17 protein-coding genes are annotated in these 18,239 nt (G+C 61.9%); 8 read left to right on the forward strand and 9 right to left on the reverse strand.

What is annotated here, in order from left to right; genetic code table 11:
* Window positions 1-15 precede the first annotated feature (15 nt).
* The 5 genes from TM49_RS09010 to uxaC form a co-directional block, all read right to left on the reverse strand.
* Window positions 16-339, reverse strand: a complete 324-nt coding sequence (locus tag TM49_RS09010) for a cupin domain-containing protein (RefSeq protein ID WP_045680688.1) — start codon at window positions 337-339, stop codon at window positions 16-18.
* Window positions 340-349: 10 nt separating this feature from the next.
* Entirely contained in the window at window positions 350-1,630 is a 1,281-nt protein-coding gene (locus TM49_RS09015) for a TRAP transporter large permease (protein ID WP_045680690.1), read from the reverse strand.
* A 4-nt stretch (window positions 1,631-1,634) separates the two neighbouring features.
* Entirely contained in the window at window positions 1,635-2,153 is a 519-nt protein-coding gene (locus TM49_RS09020) for a TRAP transporter small permease (protein WP_045680692.1), read from the reverse strand.
* A 70-nt stretch (window positions 2,154-2,223) separates the two neighbouring features.
* Window positions 2,224-3,213 (reverse strand): TRAP transporter substrate-binding protein, encoded by a 990-nt coding sequence (locus TM49_RS09025; protein ID WP_045680694.1) that lies wholly within the window; start codon window positions 3,211-3,213, stop codon window positions 2,224-2,226.
* A gap of 32 nt (window positions 3,214-3,245) precedes the next feature.
* Window positions 3,246-4,649 (reverse strand): glucuronate isomerase, encoded by a 1,404-nt coding sequence (uxaC, locus tag TM49_RS09030; RefSeq protein WP_045680695.1) that lies wholly within the window; start codon window positions 4,647-4,649, stop codon window positions 3,246-3,248.
* A gap of 105 nt (window positions 4,650-4,754) precedes the next feature.
* Between uxaC and TM49_RS09035 the strand changes: the two genes are divergently transcribed.
* Both TM49_RS09035 and TM49_RS09040 read left to right on the forward strand, forming a co-directional pair.
* Window positions 4,755-5,456 carry a GntR family transcriptional regulator gene (locus tag TM49_RS09035; protein WP_045685023.1) on the forward strand — a complete coding sequence of 234 codons (702 nt, stop codon included), beginning with the start codon at window positions 4,755-4,757 and terminating at the stop codon, window positions 5,454-5,456.
* A complete protein-coding gene (locus tag TM49_RS09040; RefSeq protein WP_045680697.1) occupies window positions 5,453-6,361 on the forward strand; it encodes a sugar kinase in 909 nt (302 codons plus the stop codon). The genes TM49_RS09035 and TM49_RS09040 overlap by 4 nt, the downstream gene beginning before the upstream one ends.
* 24 nt (window positions 6,362-6,385) lie before the next feature.
* On the opposite strand, the gene TM49_RS09045 is transcribed toward TM49_RS09040, so the two are convergent.
* Entirely contained in the window at window positions 6,386-7,330 is a 945-nt protein-coding gene (locus TM49_RS09045; RefSeq protein WP_045680699.1) for a helix-turn-helix transcriptional regulator, read from the reverse strand.
* Between the two features lie 301 nt (window positions 7,331-7,631).
* Between TM49_RS09045 and TM49_RS09050 the strand changes: the two genes are divergently transcribed.
* The 5 genes from TM49_RS09050 to pglA all read left to right on the forward strand — a co-directional run bounded on the left by TM49_RS09050 (window position 7,632) and on the right by pglA (window position 14,514).
* Window positions 7,632-8,528, forward strand: coding sequence for a carbohydrate ABC transporter permease (locus TM49_RS09050; protein ID WP_045680701.1), 897 nt, complete (start codon window positions 7,632-7,634; stop codon window positions 8,526-8,528).
* Between the two features lie 2 nt (window positions 8,529-8,530).
* Window positions 8,531-9,442: a carbohydrate ABC transporter permease gene (locus TM49_RS09055; protein ID WP_045680702.1), complete on the forward strand. Its 912-nt coding sequence runs from the start codon at window positions 8,531-8,533 to the stop codon at window positions 9,440-9,442.
* Between the two features lie 5 nt (window positions 9,443-9,447).
* Window positions 9,448-10,560 (forward strand): ABC transporter ATP-binding protein, encoded by a 1,113-nt coding sequence (locus tag TM49_RS09060; protein WP_045680704.1) that lies wholly within the window; start codon window positions 9,448-9,450, stop codon window positions 10,558-10,560.
* Between the two features lie 28 nt (window positions 10,561-10,588).
* A complete protein-coding gene (locus TM49_RS09065; RefSeq protein WP_045680706.1) occupies window positions 10,589-11,863 on the forward strand; it encodes an ABC transporter substrate-binding protein in 1,275 nt (424 codons plus the stop codon).
* 71 nt (window positions 11,864-11,934) lie between these two features.
* Window positions 11,935-14,514 (forward strand): polygalacturonase PglA, encoded by a 2,580-nt coding sequence (gene pglA, locus TM49_RS24015; RefSeq protein ID WP_342021362.1) that lies wholly within the window; start codon window positions 11,935-11,937, stop codon window positions 14,512-14,514.
* Between the two features lie 115 nt (window positions 14,515-14,629).
* Here pglA and TM49_RS09080 read toward each other — a convergent pair whose 3' ends face one another.
* Genes TM49_RS09080 through TM49_RS09090 form a run of 3 tightly spaced genes read right to left on the reverse strand, consistent with a single transcriptional unit; the run spans window position 14,630 to window position 17,333 of the window.
* Window positions 14,630-15,427 (reverse strand): ABC transporter ATP-binding protein, encoded by a 798-nt coding sequence (locus TM49_RS09080; RefSeq protein WP_045680708.1) that lies wholly within the window; start codon window positions 15,425-15,427, stop codon window positions 14,630-14,632.
* A complete protein-coding gene (locus TM49_RS09085; protein ID WP_045680710.1) occupies window positions 15,427-16,365 on the reverse strand; it encodes an ABC transporter permease in 939 nt (312 codons plus the stop codon). Before TM49_RS09085 ends, TM49_RS09080 begins: the two co-directional genes overlap by 1 nt.
* A 2-nt stretch (window positions 16,366-16,367) precedes the next feature.
* Window positions 16,368-17,333, reverse strand: coding sequence for an ABC transporter substrate-binding protein (locus TM49_RS09090; protein WP_045685027.1), 966 nt, complete (start codon window positions 17,331-17,333; stop codon window positions 16,368-16,370).
* Between the two features lie 196 nt (window positions 17,334-17,529).
* Between TM49_RS09090 and ung the strand changes: the two genes are divergently transcribed.
* The gene (gene ung, locus TM49_RS09095) at window positions 17,530-18,231 is read left to right on the forward strand and encodes a uracil-DNA glycosylase (RefSeq protein ID WP_045680713.1); all 702 of its coding nucleotides are present in this window, start codon (window positions 17,530-17,532) and stop codon (window positions 18,229-18,231) included.
* Window positions 18,232-18,239 lie beyond the last annotated feature (8 nt).

Here is an 18,239-nt window from a genome sequence, read left to right on the forward strand (position 1 = left end):
TGGTTCTCCTTCAGTTTAAAGAAAATCGTCCCGCCGGGGCGTGAAAGTGTCGAGCAGCGTGCCCGCCTCCAGCGCCACGCATCCATGCGTGGCACCGGAGGGGATCACGAAGCTGTCGCCCGGTCCGATATCGAAGCTCTCACCTTCGATGGTGAACCGGAAACGTCCCGACTGGACATAGGTCGACTGCACATGCGGATGGCTGTGCGGGCTTCCTTCCCCGCCCTCAGGAAAACGGAACTCGACGACCATGAGTTCGGCGCTATCGGCAAGAACCGTGCGCTTCACGCCGTTGCCGGCATCGACTGTCGGGAATTTAGCAATCGGCGCGTCGGCCATTGAGGTTCTCCTAGTGGAACAGGGATGGCAGGAAGAGGGTGAGTGACGGAATGTATGTCACCAGCAAAAGCGTTACGACGGCGGCCAGGTAGAAAGGCCATATGGTTCTGATCGCCTGGGTGACCGGTATCTTGCCGACCGCGCAGCCGACGAAGAGAACCGAGCCGACCGGTGGCGTGCAGAGCCCGATCCCGAGGTTCAGGATCATGATGACGCCGAACTGCACCGGATCAACGCCGAAGGCGGTGGCGACGGGCAGGAAGATCGGAGTCGTTATGACGATCAACGGCGACATGTCCATGAACGTTCCGAGAATAAGCAACGCAACGTTGATGAGCAGCATGATCACGATCGGATTGTCCGAGATCGTCTGCATGAAGGCAACGATGTTGGCCGGCACCCTCAGATAGGCGAGCAGCCAGCCGAAGCAGGCGGCAGAGCCGATGACCAGCAGCACCATGGCCGTCGTCTTGACCGCACCGACGGTCACCTCGACGAAGGTCTTGAAGTCCATCGTGCGATAGAGGAACAGCGTGCAGGCAAGCGCATAGACCACCGCGATATCGGAGCTTTCCGAGGCGGTGAAGATACCCGAACGCACGCCGCCGAAGATGATCGCGATCAGGATCAGGCCGGGAATGGCGTCGATGAAGAGTTCGCCGGCAATCTTCATGCCGGGAAACTTCTCGGTGGGGTAGCCGCGCTTCTTGGCGACGAAATAGGCTGCCACCATGAGCGAGAGCGCCAGCACGATACCGGGGACGATGCCGGCCGTGAACAGATCGGCGATCGAGATGCGTCCACCACCGGCGATCGAATAGATGATCAGGTTGTGGGACGGCGGCAGCATCAGCGCGATCATCGCGGCGGTAACCGTGATGTTGACCGCGTAGTCCGCATCATAGCCGCGCTCTTTCATTTGCGGCACCATCAGGCCGCCGATGGCCGAGGCGTCGGCCGCGGCCGAGCCGGAAATGCCGCCGAACAGCACGGAAGCGGCGATGTTGACCTGGCCGAGGCCACCGCGGAAGTGACCGACGGTCGCGCCGGCAAGTGCCACCAGCCTGCGGGCGATACCGCCACGCACCATGATCTCGCCGGCATAGATGAAGAATGGGATCGCCATCAGCGCGAACACCGAGACGCCCGAATTCAGGCGCTGGAACACCACCACCGGCGGCAGGCCGAGATAGAGGATCGTTGCAAAGGACGAAATGCCGAGGCAGAAGGCGACCGGGGTTCCGATCAGAAGAAGGACGGCGAATGAACCGAAAAGGACGACAAGTTCCATGGGTCTACTCCTCGTCGTCGAACAGGTCGGTCTCGCCGAAGCGGGCGGTCGGCAAGCCTGCGGCGCGCCGTGCGATGCGTTCGAGCGAGAAGATGATCATGAGAGCACCGCCGCAGACCAGCGACAGGAAGCTGACGCCGTCGGGAATGCCGAGCGAGGGCATGGTCGCGTTCCAGGTCTTCTCCGTGAGCTGCCAGCCGTAGATCACCATGCCTATGGAAAAACCGACGACGCAGATGTCGGAAATGGTGAAGAAGGTCATCTTCAGCTTCCTCGGAATGACATGGATCAGGATGTCGAAACTGAGGTGATATCCCTCGCGGATGCCGACGGCAGCGCCGAGGAAGATGAACCAGCCCATCAGCAGGATCGAGGTTTGCTCGGTCCAGATAGGCGTCGAATTGAGCACATAGCGGCCAAAGACCTGCCAGGCGATAAAGGCTGTCATCAGCGCCAGGCCGATCGCCGCCCCCCAGAGCGCCATTGTGGCGATGACGCCAAGCCCGCGCGCTACCGATTTCATTGTATCTTGCACTTTACTCACTCCCCCGAGGAGAGGGGCGGCGGGCTGGCCCGCCGCGCCCATCAGGTGCTTACTGGACGGCCTGGACCCGCTTGACCATGTCCTTGAGCTTTTCGCTCGTGACATGCTTCTCGTAGACCGGACCCATGGCTTCAATGAACGGCGTCTTGTCGATATCGGTGATGATCTCGACACCGGCGTCGCGGACGACCTTCTCGGATTCGGCTTCGCGTGCAGCCCAGGCCTCACGCTGGAAGACGACCGATTCCTTGGCGGTCTTGCGCACGCAAGCCTGCTGGTCCGGCGTCAGCTTGTCGTAGCTCATCTTCGACATCACCAGCACTTCCGGCACGATCAGGTGTTCGTCGAGCGTGTAGTAGGGCGCGACGTCGTAGTGGCTGGAGCTCTCGAAGGACGGCCAGTTGTTTTCCGCGCCGTCTATAACGCCGGTCTGGATCGAGGAATAAACCTCGCCATAGGGCATCGGCGTGGCGTTGGCGCCAAGGGCGTTGACCATGTCGACGAAGATGTCCGACTGCATGACGCGGAACTTCATGCCCTGCAGGTCTTCCATCGACCGGACCGGACGCTCGCGATTGTAGAACGAACGCGAGCCGCCGTCGTAGAAGGCGAGGCCGACAAGATCATAGGGTTCGAAGGCGGCCAGGATCTCGTCGCCGATCTCGCCGTCCATGACCTTGTGCATGTGGTCGGTGGAGCGGAAGATATAGGGCAGCGACGGGATCTGCGTTTCCTCGATCAGGCCGTTGAACGGCCCGAGGCTCACGCGCAGCATGTCGATCACGCCGAAGCGGGTCTGTTCGATCGTGTCCTTTTCCTCGCCAAGCTGCGCGGAATCGTAGACTTCGATGCCGATTGCACCGCCGGTGCATTCTTCCAGCAGTTCTCCCATGTGCTGGACGGCTGTCACGGTCGGATAGCCCGCGGGGTGCGTATCCGAAGAGCGCAGCATCATGTCGGCAGCATTGGCGCTGACCGAACCTGCCGCGATGATCGCGACAGTCGCAATTCCCATTCCCAGTTCTTTCAAGCTTTTCATAAGGTCCTCTCCCTGCTTGAAAATGGCTGTTGCTACAGCCTGTATGCGCGCTTGACCAAATTGTAGGTCAAGTCGCGCGCGACGTCCGGGGCCTCGTCTTCATCGAGACGTCCGGTGGCGACAAGGGTCGCCAGAAATGCACAGTCGACGCGGCGGGCGACATCGTGGCGCGCGGGGATCGAGCAGAATGCGCGCGTGTCGTCGTTGAAGCCGACTGTATTATAGAAGCCTGCCGTTTCCGTGACGGTTTCACGGTAGCGGCGCATGCCTTCGGGGCTGTCGTGGAACCACCATGCCGGGCCGAGCTTGAGGGCGGGATAGACGCCCGCCAGCGGCGCGAGCTCACGGGCAAAGGCGGTCTCGTCCAGCGTGAACAGGATGATGGTGAGCTTGGGGTTCATGCCGACGGCGTTCAGCAACGGACGCAGTGCCTTGACGTAGTTGGTCTGCGTCGGGATGTCGAAGCCCTTGTCGCGGCCATGACGGGCCATGACCTCGTCGGAATGGTTGCGCATGGAGCCGGGATGGATCTGCAGCACCAGGTCGTCATCAATGCTCATGCGCGCCATTTCGGTCAGCATCTGGCCGCGGAAGGCATCGGCCTCTTCCGGCGTGCACTTGCCCATCAGTGCCTTCTGGAACAGGGCGGCTGCCTCGGCCTTCGGCAGGTCTTCGGTGCGCGCTGTGGCATGGCCATGGTCGCTCGACGTCGCGCCGAACGCCTTGAAGAAGGCGCGGCGCTGCCGGTGAGCATCCAGATACTGGTCATAGTCGGTGGTGTTGAGGCCGGTGATTTCACCGAACTTCTCGACGTTTTCGGTAAAGCCCTCGAATTCGGGATCGACCACCGGATCGGGACGATAGGCGGTGACGACACGTCCGCCCGTCCAGCCGCTCTCACGGATCATCTTGTGCCATTTGAGGTCGTCGAGCGGGCTTTCGGTGGTCGCGATGACCTCGATGTTGAAACGCTCGAACAGCGCCCGCGGCCGGAATTCCGGCTTCTGCAGGCAGTCATTGATGTGGTCGTAGAACTCGTCGGCCGTGTCCGGGCCGAAACGTTTGGTGAGGCCGAAGACATGCTGGAAGGAATGTTCGAGCCAGCCGCGGCTCGGCGTGCCACGCAGCAGGTAGAAGTTTTCGGCAAACAGGCGCCAGATCTTGCGGCTGTCGGTCTCGGTCTCGCCGCCGTCGACGCGCGGAACGCCGAGATCGGTCAGCGGCACGCCCTGGGAGCAGAGCATGCGGAAGACATAGTGGTCGGGAACGACGAAGAGCTTGGCCGGATCAGGGAAAGCCTCGTTTTCGGCATACCAGCGCGGATCGGTGTGGCCATGGGGGCTGACAATGGGAAGATCCTTGATCTCGCTATAAAGCGCGCGCGCGAACTCGCGTGCCTTCGGTTCGATCGGAAAGAGCCTGTCTTCGTTCAGCATTGATGACCTCCCAAAATTGCTTCTCTGTGACCTGCGGAAATGCAAGATTGCATTTTGTGGAAAAACTAATATGTTAGTATGCGTCGGAAGTCAATGGAGATGCGGATGGCTGGGGAAATCAAAATTGCAGCGCTCGCGCAGAAGCGCACGCCATCAGTCACGGATCTTGTCTACGAACACCTTTATCAGCAGGTTGTCGAGAACAAGCTGCCGCCGGGCTCGAAACTTTCCGAGATCGATGTCGCCCGCCAGCTCGGTGTTTCCCGCCAGCCGGTGCGCGACGCCTTCTACCGGCTTTCGCAGCAGGGCTTCCTCAGCATACGCCCGCAGCGCGCGACCCTGGTCACGCATATTTCCGAGGAAGACGTGCAGCAGGCCCACTTCATCCGCTCCGCCCTGGAGGTCGCAACGGTCGCGGCCGCGGCCGAGCATTTCTCCAAAGCCGATTGCGAGGCTTTGCGCAGTCTTATCGCCGAGCAGGCGACGGCGATCGGCAACGACGATCGGATCGGCTTCCACACGCTCGACGATGAGTTCCATCGTGTCATCTGCGAATTGTCCGGCCATGGCAGTGTCTGGTCATTGATTCGCGATCACAAGGCGCATATGGACCGGGTACGGTTTTTGAGTCTGGCCTTTGGCGCTAGGGAAGCGCTTGAGGAGCATACCCGCATCGCCGATGCGATCGCCGCTCATGACGTCGATGGCGCGGTTGCTGCGATGCGCGGACACCTGTCCCAGATCGCGAAGATCGTCGACCGCATTCACGTATCCCACCCCGCCTTTTTCGAAATGGACGAGACATGAAATCCGAAAATATCCTGTGCATCGGCGAATGCATGGTCGAGATGGCCCCGCGCGAGGACGGCGCCTATATGCGCGGCTTCGCCGGCGACACCTTTAATTCTGCCTGGTATCTGGCAAAGCTGCTGCCGAAATCCTTCACCGTCGATTATTTCACCGGCGCCGGCACGGATGCGGTATCGGACGAAATGCTGGCCTTCATGGAGAATGCGGGCGTCGGCACATCCACGATCCGCCGCATTTCCGACCGCACGGTCGGCCTCTACATGATCGCCCTGAAGAATGGCGAGCGCTCCTTCTCCTACTGGCGCGGCCAGTCCGCCGCCAAGCTGCTCGCCGCCGACCGCGCGGCGCTTTCTGCGGCCGTCAAGGACAAGGGGTTGATCCTGTTTTCCGGCATCACCATGGCCGTGGTGAATGCGGAAGACCGGCAGACCCTGTTCGAGGTGCTGGCCGAGGCCCGTGCCGCCGGAACCACGATCGCCTTCGACCCCAACATGCGGCTGCGGCTTTGGCCCTCGCGCGAGGTGATGGCCGAGACGATCATGCAGGCGGCCGAAGTCAGCGACATCGTGCTGCCCTCCTTCGATGAGGATGGCTCGATTTTCGGTGACAAGACCCCGGAAGCGACGATTGCCCGCTACCGCGCAAAGGGCGTAAAGACCGTCATCGTCAAGAACGGCGTCGATACGATTTACGCCGAGGACGAGGTTGCCGGCCCGCTGACCTATCAGCCGGTCCCCGCCGAGAGCGTCGTTGATACGACGGCTGCCGGCGACAGCTTCAATGCCGGCCTGATTACCGCACTGATGACCGGTGCAGGACTTGCAGATGCCATCGAACGCGGTGCCACGCTTTCTTCCCGCGTCATCGGCGCGCGCGGCGCGCTGGTGCCGGAGGCGCTGTAACGCCGTGCCTCGCTGCGCCGCCCCTCAGTCGGCGTCGCTATGTTGAATGGTGTCCTCGATGGGCCGCAGCAACGGGAAGACGGCCATGCCGTCTTCCTCCCCACGGGGAAACCCGCCTTCCTGATGGCGTTTGGTCAGAACCTTGTAGCCGGCCGGGCTGACGCCGATGTAGCGCTTGAACATGCGCGAGAAATAGTAGCTGTCGGTATAGCCGACGAAATCGGCGGCCTGCTTCACCGTCTGGCCGCTGGCAAGCAGCGCCATGGCGCGCTCCATGCGTTTGAATTCCTGATATTTCGGCGGCGTCAGGCCGACCTGTTTCTTGAACTCCCGACGGAAATAATCCTGGTTATAGGGGATCGAATCGAGCACGCGCGGCACGGTGTCGGAGCTGAGCGGGTCGGCGGCGATCTGCGACGCCGCGACCATGACCGACAGCGACAGGCTGTCCGGGTTGTTGACGGAAACCTCCTGCTGCGGCCGCCAGCGAATGAAGGCCGCCTCGATGAATTCGGTCAGGAGCACCATGAACATGTGGTGCTGGGCGAAGGTGGTCGACGACAGCGGCGAATTCTCCCGGTAGTGACGGGCCAGCGGCTGGATCATCTCCCACCGCGGCAAATCGACCCAGAGCCGGCAGTCCATCTGCTTGAACAGGTCCATGCGGCCGAAAATCTCGGCGCGGAAGTGCTGGGCGACGCCGGTATAGAGCTCCTTGGAGACCGACCGTCCGACGAAGCGTTCGCCGGCGGGTATCATCATCGCCCGGCCCGGTTTCATCTCGAAATGCTCGCCTGCGATCTCGTATTCCCCGCACCCGGTCAGGCAGATGACGAGGTCATGGACCTTGTTGATCTTGTCCGTGCTCCATGTCGAAGTGTGCAGCATTCTGATGACCGAACGGGTCAAAGTCAGGTTCAGCGCGTTCGCCGCAAGTCCATCGAGAACCCCACCTTCGATTTTCTCCATCTTTTTGTCCGAAACCCTCTATTCCAAATTTTCGCCCGAGGAGGATTATGAACACTCGAAACGCCGAAATAAAGGCGTGTTGCGTCACGAAACGACTGGGAGGTTGTAGCACGCATGGGAAGAGACAAGAGCTTCATCGGCTAATCCCTCGCGCTGCGCTTAAGCGCCATGTACAATTCAGCATACAATAACGTCTTTGCCGCCCCGCCGGTTGGGCACGCGCGCATCTGCGCCGCGTTCCGTCCGGCCAAGGCGTCGGCGACTTTCCGGCTCAGCCGGAAAATCAACAAGGAATGCGATCATGGGCGGTGAAAATCGGTTCATGGGGCTCGCCTATCTGTCCCCTTACATCATCGGCCTGCTGCTTTTTACCGCAGTGCCTTTCGTCGCCTCATTCGTGCTGTCGTTTACCGACTACTCGTTGATGAGCGCGCCGCATTTCGTCGGCCTGAAAAACTATATCAAGCTGTTCACCGGCGACCGCACCTTCAACAAGTCGCTGTCGGTGACGTTGATCTACGTGTTCTCCACGGTGCCTCTGAAGCTTGCCTTCGCGCTCTTCATCGCGGTGATCCTGAACTACAAGCTGAAGTTCATCAACTTCTTCCGCACGGCCTTCTATGTGCCGTCCATCCTTGGCGGTTCGATCGCGATCGCGGTTCTGTGGCGGTATCTGTTCCAGTCGGGCGGTGGCCATGAAGGCCTGGTCAACATGGCGCTGATGGCCGCCGGTTTCGAGCCGGTGAACTGGTTCGGCGATCCCACCAACGCATTGTTCACCATCACGCTCCTGCGCCTGTGGCAGTTCGGCTCGGCGATGGTGATCTTCCTGGCCGCGCTGCAGAGCGTCGACAACTCGCTCTACGAGGCGGCCGCCATTGACGGCGCCGGCAAGTGGCGCACCTTCTTCTTCATCACCCTGCCGCTGATCACGCCTGTCATCTTCTTCAATCTGATCATGCAGACGGTTCAGGCGTTCCAGGAATTCAACGGTCCCTACATCATCACCAAGGGCGGACCGCTGAAGGCGACCTATCTGTTGCCACTCTACATTTATGACGAGGCCTTCAAGCACTTCAAGATGGGCTACGCCTCCGCCATCGCCTGGGTGATGTTCGCCATCATCATGGTCCTGACGCTGATCGCCTTCTGGTCGTCGCGCCACTGGGTCTACTATGCCGGCGACAAGAGGAGCTGATCATGACCGAGCAAACCTTGTCATCCACCCTGAGTGCCCGTGATCTGGAAGCGATCGAAGCCCGCAAGCGCGAACAGCGCAAGGTGCTGATTTCCTCGATCTTCCGCTACATCATCCTGTTCGCCGTCGGCCTGATCATGCTCTATCCGCTGATCTGGCTGGTTGGGGCCTCGTTCAAGACCAACGCCGAGATCTTCTCGGGCGCCGGCTTCTGGCCGAGAAGCCCGACGCTTTCCGGTTATGTCGAAGGCTGGAAGACATCGACGCCCTATACGTTCGGGCGGTTCTTCCTCAACACCTTCCTGATCCTGATCCCGAAGCTGATCGGAACGGCGATCTCGGCAACGGCGGTGGCCTATGGCTTCGCCCGCTTCGAGTTCCCCGGCAAGAAGATCCTGTTCGCCTCGCTGATCGCGATCCTGCTGCTGCCCAACGTCGTCACCCGCATCCCGCAGTACCTGCTGTTCCGTGAGTTCGGCTGGCTGGACAGCTTCCTGCCGCTGTGGGTTCCCTCGGCCTTTGCAGGCGACGCGTTCTTCGTCTTCATGCTGGTGCAGTTCCTGCGCGCCATCCCGCGCGACATGGAAGAGGCGGCCCGCGTGGATGGTGCCAATAGCTGGCAGACGCTGATCTTCATCGTCGTGCCGCTGCTGACGCCGGCGCTGATCTCTGTCTGCCTGTTCCAGTTCATGTGGTCGATGAACGACTTCCTCGGCCCGTTGATCTACATCTCGTCGGTCGACAAGTACCCGGTATCGCTGGCGCTGAAACTGTCGATCGATACCACCGAAGCATTCGACTGGAACAAGATCCTCGCCATGTCCGTCCTGACGATCGCCCCCGCGCTGATCGTGTTCTTCATGGCACAGAAGTATTTCATCGAAGGAATCTCCGCTGGCGGAGTCAAAGGATAAGAACCATGGCCAGAGTTGAGCTGAAAAACCTCGAAAAGATCTACGGCAAGTTCAAGGCCGTCCACGGCATCGACCTCGAAATCCATGATGGCGAATTCATGGTCCTGGTCGGCCCCTCCGGCTGCGCCAAGTCGACGACGCTTCGCATGATCGCAGGCCTGGAGCGTATCTCCGGCGGCGAGATCCGCATCGGCGACGACCTTGTCAACGACAAGGCACCGGGCCAGCGCGGCATCGCGATGGTGTTCCAGAACTACGCGCTCTACCCGCACATGAAGGTGAAGAACAATCTCTCCTTCGGCCTGCGCCTGAAGCACGCGCCGAAGGACCAGATCGCCGCCGCCACCGAGGACGTCTCCCATATCCTCGAGATCGAGGATTACCTGGAGCGTCTGCCGAAGCAGCTTTCGGGCGGTCAGGCGCAGCGCGTCGCCGTCGGCCGCGCGCTGATCAAGAAGCCGCAGGTGTTCCTGTTCGACGAACCGCTGTCGAACCTCGATGCCAAGCTGCGCGCCTCGATGCGGGTGCGCATCACCGACCTGCATAAGCAGCTGCTTGCGGATGGCATGCAGTCGACCGTCGTCTACGTCACCCACGACCAGACGGAGGCGATGACAATGGGCAACCGCATCTGCGTGATGAAGGAAGGCCGGATCATGCAGGTGGCCGACCCCTACACGCTCTATCGCAAGCCCGCCAACGCCTTCGTCGCCGGCTTCATCGGTTCGCCGGAAATGAATATCGGCGATGGCACGCTGGGAACGGATGGCACCATTCGCATCGGTACCCAGGTGCTGAAGCTTGATGCCGGAACGCTCGCCCGTCTCGACAAGGATGCGCCCACCGAGGTGACCTACGGGCTGCGCCCGCAGCACTTCGCGATCGCCGGTCCCGATGCAACAGACGGGCTGGTCGGCCGGGTGTCCCATGTCGAATTCATGGGCCACGAAATCTACCTCTACATCACCGTCGAGGATCACAGCTTCACCGTCGTCGTGCCGGCGGCCGGTCTGGGACATAGCTATATGCGCGACGACCAGATCCGCATCGTTCCCCAGGACGATGCAATGCACATATTCCACCGCCGCACCGGCGAGAACATCTCGCTCGCGGCTTGATCGTCTCATCTTTTTCAGGGAGGACAACATGAAACTGAAGACGACTATACTGGCCACGCTGATGGCCGCAACCAGTCTCACCGCAGCCCAGGCGGCGGATCTGCGCATGTCATGGTGGGGCGGCGACAGCCGTCACGTGGCAACGCAGGACGCGCTGAAATATTGCGGCGAAAAGCTCGGCCACACCATCAGCCCGGAATTCACCGGCTGGGACGGCCACCAGGAAAAGATCACCACGCAGCTTGCCGGCGGTACCGAAGCCGACATCATGCAGATCAACTGGCCATGGCTGCCGCTGTTCACGCCGCGTGGCGAGGGCTTCGCCGATCTCAACGACTACGCCGACATCATCGACCTGACGCAGTGGACCAAGGACGATCTGGCATCGGGTTCGGTCAACGGCCATCTTCAGGGCCTGCCGCTGTCGACCACCGGCCGCCTGCCGTGGTTCAACCAGACCACCTTCGAAAAGGCCGGCGTGCCGATCCCGACGACCTGGGATGACCTCGACACCGCCGCCGCCGCCTTCAAGGAAAAGCTCGGCGACGGCTACTACCCCTACGAAGCGACCGGCGCCGACGGACTTGACGCCCGCCTTCTGATGATGGCCTACCTGACCCAGAAGACCGGCAAGACCATGATCGACCCGGAAACCGGCGAATTCCTCTATTCCGTTGAGGAAATCAAGGAAGGGCTCGATCTCTACAAGCGGTTCCAGGACGAAGGCGCGATCATTCCGTGGCCGGAAGTGGCCGCCGGCGGCAACCGCCCGCTGCATGAAAACCCGGCATGGGCCGATGGCCACATCGCCGGCACGTTCCAGTGGGACACGGTCTACTCCAAGATCAATGACCCGCTTCAGGAAGGTGAAGTTCTCGTCCCGACCAAGATCCTGCTCGCCGAAGGCGCCACCAATGACGGCGTCTATCGCAAGCCTTCGATGCTGTTCTCGATTTCGAAGAACTCGAAGGATCCGAAGGCCGCTGCCGAAGTCGTCAATTGCCTGCTGAACGATTCCGGTGCGATCGAGATCCTCGGGACCCAGCGTGGCATTCCGGCTGCCAAGGGTGCCTATGAGCAGCTGAAGGCCGCCGGCGCGATCGAGCCGCAGCTCGCCGCTGCCCACGACATCATCCTGGAAGCCACCGGCCCCACGATCTCGCCGCTCAACGAGCATCCGCAGTTCGTGCAGGTCTTCGGCGATATTCTCGAGGAGTTTGCCTACGGTCAGATCGATTCCGAAACGGCCGCAGAGGAAATCGTCGAGGGTTCGACCGACGTTCTGCAGGGGCTTCAGAACTAAGAGCCGCTGTTGAAATCCGGGGCGGCGGCTGACCGCCGTCCCTCAGCCCATACATTGACTGGACGATGATGATGACCGCCATCGAGCTTCTCGCCGTGACGGCGAGGACGGCGACGTTTGCCGTTTTTTCCGGACGGAATAACTATTTCCTGAAGTCGCCGCAGGCATGGCGTCTCGTGGCCGATGGCACCGAGGTGCAGGCCGGCGAGATCGATCGGACCGTCTTTTCCGTGAGCGACCTGACACCGGAAGCCGGCTACCGCCTCGAGATCGGGGGCGAGAGCCTCGATTTCAGCACGGCTGCCGAAAGCCGCTACGCCGATATCACCGAATTCGGTGCCTCGCCGGAGAGCGAGAATAACGCCGCAGCCATCCAGTCGGCGATCGACGCCATGCCGGAGGGGGCGACCCTCCACATCGGCCCCGGTATCTGGAAGAGCGGGCCGCTGTTCCTGACGTCCGGTCTGACCCTCGTTCTCGATCGCGATGCCGTGCTCTATGGCATTGCCGACCGTTCGCAATATCCGATCCTCCCCGCCCGTCGCGACGATGGTCGTGTGCTCGGCACCTGGGAAGGCGTGGCAGAAGCCTGCTATGCCTCGCTGATCACCGCCATCGACGCGACGGGCGTCGCGATTGTCGGCGATGGGCGGATCGATGCCGGCGGCGACCGCGGCGACTGGTGGACATGGCACAAGGAAACGCGCGATGGCGCCCGCCGTCCGCGCAGCCTGTTCTTCAGCTATTGCCGCGATGTCACCATTGCCGGCATCACCATCTGCAATTCCCCGGCCTGGATGCTGCATCCGGTCTTCACGCGCGACATGCTTGTCGCCGGGGTGAAGATCGAGAGCGATCCGCATTCACCGAACACCGATGGTTTCGATCCGGAGTGCTGCGAGAATGTCACCATGCGCGGCATTCATTTCTCCGTCGGCGACGACTGCATCGCCATCAAGGCAGGCAAGCGCGATCCGAAGGGCGGGCTCGATGGTCCGACACGCGATATCCGCATCGAAAACTGCTTCATGGAGCGTGGCCATGGCGGCGTGGTCATCGGCTCGGAAATGAGCGGTACGGTGTCCGGTGTCACCGTTGCACGCTGCGAGATGCGCGACACCGATCGCGGCCTCAGGGTCAAGACCCGGCGCGGACGTGGCGCTTACGTCTCCCGCATCCTCGTTGAGGATTGCGTGATGGACAACGTCGCAAGCCCCTTCGTCATGAACGCCTTCTATTTCTGCGACGCTGACGGCAAGTCCGACTATGTCCAGTCGCGCGCACTTTCGCCGGTGGACGAGACGACGCCGCGCATGTCGGATATCACCTTCCGCCGGATTGTCGCACGTAATGTCCACACGGCCGCCGCCGCCTTTTATGGCCTGCCGGAAATGCCGATCGAAAATGTCACCATCGAGGACTACACGGTCTCCTATGCGCCCGATGCTGTCGCGGCGCCGCCGGTGATGGCCTGCCAGATCGATCCCGTGCGTCATGGCGGGATCATTGCCGAAAACGCCTTCGTCAGCGCCCGGAATGTCGTCTTCGAGCGGCAGGGCACGGAAGAACCGTTTTATCGTCAGTGGCTGCTGCGCTATTGCGACGAATACGCCGCCGACTACCGGGCCTACAAGGGCGGGCCGCTCTGCTATGAGGACGGCTGCCTTTATCGCGGTCTGATCGCGCTGCATGAGGTGACCGGCGAGCAGCGCTGGGTCGATCATATGGTCCGTCTGGTCAACGCTCAGGTTGCTCCTGACGGCACGATGGCGGGCTACGAGCTTGAGGATTTCAACATCGACAACGTGCTCTCCGGGCGCGCGCTGGTGTGGCTTGCCCAACGTTTCGATGATCCACGTTACCGCAAGGCCGCAGACACGCTGGCCGAGCAGCTTTCCCGCCATCCGCGCGTCAAGGAAGGCCCGCACTGGCACAAGCATCGCTATCCGGAGCAGGTCTGGCTCGACGGGCTCTATATGGGCCTGCCGTTCAAGCTGGAATACGGCCTCGCCTTTGGCCGTCCCGATTTCGTGGAAGAGGCGGCGGATGAGCTGCTGGCCGGTCTCGCTCTCACCTATGACGCGTCGAGCCGGCTCTACCGCCACGCTTACGATTCCGCGAAGGCCCAGCCCTGGGCCGACCCGGAGACCGGACTTTCGCCGGCGCACTGGGCGCGGGCGATCGGCTGGGCGGCCATGGCCATGATCGACGTCGTCGAGAACCTCCCGGCGGGCGAAAAGCGCGATGCGATCACCGCCCGCTGGCAGGCGCTGGCCGCGCGTCTCACAGAGCTTGTAACGGCCGATGGCCGCTGGCTGCAGGTTCCCGACATGCCGGAGATGGGCGGCAATTATGCCGAAAGCTCGGCAACGGCCATGCTTGCCTATGTCTACATGAAGGCTTCCCGCCTCGGTCTCGGCACTGATCGCGACCCCGGTATTGCCGCTTTCGAATCGCTGATCAAGAATGCCTTCGAGACCGATGTCACCGGCCGCCGTGTTCTTGGCCGCATCGTCTGGGTCGCCGGCCTCGGCGGCTTCAACGGCAACTATCGCGACGGCACGCCGGGCTACTACCTCACCGAGGCAATCAACCCCGACGACATCAAGGGCGTCGGGCCGTTCATGATGGGGTTTGCGGAGACGCTGTAGCGGGCACCCCAGACTGGATGTGGCGGCCTCACACGAATGCGTTGCCGCCATCAGATGCGCCCTCAGGGCAAGTTTGAAAAGCTTTCGCGACGTCGGAAAGGCGTCGCGAAAACTGTCATCCCAGCATCAGCTGATCATCGTCGATCTCGGTTCCCGCCGCGCGGCCGAAACGTTCGAGCAGGTCGGAGACCTTGAGCTTCGAGCGTTCCTCGCCCTTGATATCGAGCACGATGCGGCCGGCATTCATCATCAGCGTTCGCGAGCCGTAAGCCAGCGCGTCCTTCATCGAATGCGTGACCATCAGCGTCGTCAGGCGACCTTCACCGGCGATCTCGGCTGAGAGTGTCAGCACCTTGTGGGCGGCAGACGGGTCGAGAGCGGCGGTGTGTTCGTCGAGGACGAGGATCTTCATCGGCAAAAGCGTCGCCATCAGCAGGCTGACGGCCTGGCGCTGGCCGCCGGAGAGCGCTCCGATCGGGGTTGCCATGCGGTGCTCGAGCCCGAGGCCGAGCTTTTCCAGATGCTCGGCGAACATCGCCTTCTGACCGTGCTTGCCGAGGGCGAGGCTCAGCCCGCGCCTTTTGCCGCGGGCGGCAGCGAGGGCCAGGTTTTCCTCGATCGACAGCGACGAGCAGGTGCCGAGCCGCGGTTCCTGAAACACCCGGCCGACGAGCCCGGCGCGCTTGGCGGCGGGCCAGGCGGTGACGTCATTGCCGGCAAGATGCACAGTGCCGGTATCCGGTTTGGTGGTACCGACGACGGTCGAAAGCAGCGTCGACTTGCCGGCGCCGTTGGAGCCGATGACGGTGACGAATTCACCCTCGGCGATGTCGAGCGAGACGCCGCGCAGCGCCCGCACTTCGGTCGCCGTGCCGGCATTGAAGGTGATGTGGATGTCGGAGAGTTTCAGCATCAGCTCTGCTCCTCGTCAGCCTGTTGTGCGCCGCGTACGAGCTTGAAGTTGAACAGCGACTTGCGCCCCTTCTTGCCGCGGCTCTGGGAAAGCACGACGGCGACGGCCACGACGATGGCGGTGATCAGGTTCAGGTCCTGCGGCTTGATGCCGATGAAGCCGGCCGACAGCGCGAAGGCGATGAACAGGCGGTAGACGACCGCGCCGATGACGCAGCCGAGCGTCGCCAGAAACACCGTGCGGCGGCCGAGAATGGCCTCGCCGATGATCAGCGCCGCAAGCCCGGTGACGATGGTGCCGACGCCCATGGTGACGTCTGCCACACCCTGCATCTGGGCAAACAGCGAACCCGCCAGCGCACAGAGCGCATTGGCGATCGCCATGCCGAGCAGCGTCATCGCGCCGTTGCGGATGCCCTGGGCTTCCGCCATGGCCGGGTTTTCGCCGGAGGCGCGAAGGCCGAGGCCAAGTTCGGTCTTCAGGAACCAGTCAATGATCAGCTTGGCGCCGATGGCGATGATGAGGAGCAGGATCGTGTTGCTCCATAGCCCGGCGCCGACAAGGCTTTCGAAACGGGAAAACACGGTGTCGTGGCCATAGACCGGAAGGTTCGGCCGTCCCATGATCCGGAGGTTGATCGAAAACAGCGCCACCATGGAGAGGATGCCGGCAAGCAGGTTCATAATGCCGAAGCGGACATTCAGCAGCCCGGTGACGAAACCGGCGATGGCGCCGGCAAGCATGCCGAAGACGGTCGCAATGAAGGGGTCGATGCCGTGGACGATGGCGGCGGCGGAAACCGCCGCGCCGAGAGGAAAGCTCCCGTCCACCGTCAGGTCCGGAAAGTCCAGGACCCGGAAGGACATGAAGATGCTCAACGCCACGAGGGCGAAGAGCAAGCCGGTCTCAAAAGCTCCGGCGAGCGCGAAAAGCGTCATTTTTATTCGATGACCTTCTTGGCGCTGTCTTTGACGTCCGCAGGCACCTCGACGCCCATGGCTTCGGCCGCCTTCATGTTCAGGAACAGATCCTGATTGCCGGGAACGACGACCGGAATATCGGCGATCGCCGTCCCGTCGAGGATCTGGGCGACCATGTCGCCGGTGACCTTGCCCATTTCGGCATAGTTGAAGCCGAGCGCCGCAACGGCACCACGTTCGACGGAATCGGTGTCGGTGGTGAAGACCGGCAGCTTGGCGCGTTCGCCGACGGTGACGATGGCTTCGAGGACCGAGATCACCGAATTGTCGGTCGGCAGCAGGATCGCGTCAGCCTTGCCGACGAGATTGCGGGCGGCATCCGGAACCATGGTCGACTGGGCGGCGGGGCTTTCGACGACGGTGAGGCCGAGTTCCTCGGCGCCGGCCTTGATCTCATCCACCTGGACGACCGAGTTGGCTTCGCCTGGATTATAGATGACGCCGATGGTCTTGACGTCCGGAACGAGCTTCTGGATCAGCTCCAGTGCCGGCTTCGGCGGCTGCTTGTCGGAGGTGCCGGTGATGTTGGCTTCCGGCGCTTCGGGGCTCTCGATCAGGCCGGCGGCGACCGGGTCGGTCACGGCGGCGAAGACGACGGGGGCATCGCCCATGGCGTTCTTCAGCGCCTGCGCCGACGGGGTCGAGATGCCGACGGAAACGTCGGGCTTGATGCCGGCGAATTCATCGGCGATCTGCGTCTGCGTGGTCATGTTGCCCTGGGCGGAGCGGGCGACGACCTTCAGGTTCTCGCCTTCCGTGTAGCCCTTTTCGGCGAGGCTTTCGACGATGCCTTCGCGTACGGCGTCAAGCGCGGGGTGTTCCACGATATAGGTGATGGCAACGGTCTTGGTATCCTGCGCCACGACTGGCGCGGCAAAGCCGGCAAGCGCAGCCATGGCGGCGGTGGCCAGCACCGCTGTCTTCAACTTGAGCATTTCGAAACCCCCTGTCAGGATTGTTCTTCACGCGGAATAATCGCGTCGGCAGTTTGGACCGCCGTAAAGCCCCGGTCAACGCCGCGGGTTGCGGGTTGAACACATTTTCGCCCTGCTTTCGGGTTTGCCAAATGGCCGGCGCGCCGGTAACACGACAATAACCAAGTTTCTATGGAGCCAAGGCACGATGGGCGAGGGCGAAATCAGGTTGGAACAGGGCTGGCGCGAGAAGCTGAAGCCGGAATTCGAGAGTGCCTATATGGCCTCCCTGAAGTCGTTTCTGGTGGACGAAAAGCGCGCCGGACAGACGGTTTTTCCCAAGGGCAACGAATATTTCCGCGCGCTCGACCTGACGCCGCTCGATCAGGTCAGGGTGGTCATTCTCGGTCAGGATCCCTATCACGGACCGGGGCAGGCGCATGGCCTCTGCTTTTCCGTTCGGCCCGGCGTGCGCACACCGCCGTCGCTCGTCAATATCTACAAGGAACTCGCCACCGATGTCGGCTTCCAGAAGGTCAATCACGGCTTTCTGGAGCATTGGGCGAAGCAGGGCGTGCTGCTGCTGAACTCGGTGCTCACCGTCCGGCAGGCCGCCGCCGCATCGCATCGCGGCAAGGGCTGGGAAGAGTTTACCGATGCCGTCATCCGCACCGTCAACGAGGAATGCCCGCATGTGGTCTTCATCCTCTGGGGCGCCTATGCGCAGAAGAAGGCCAGTTTTGTCGATCGAAACCGGCATCTGGTGCTGAAGGCGCCGCATCCTTCGCCGCTCTCCGCGCATAACGGCTTTTTCGGCAGCCGGCCGTTTTCCAAGGCCAACCAGTTTCTGCTGGAGCAGGGCATGGAGCCGATCGACTGGCAGCTTCCGCAGGATCCTGAAGATAGCTGAAGTCATTG

The sequence above is a fragment of the Martelella endophytica genome (assembly GCF_000960975.1).
Taxonomy (GTDB): Bacteria; Pseudomonadota; Alphaproteobacteria; order Rhizobiales; family Rhizobiaceae; genus Martelella; species Martelella endophytica.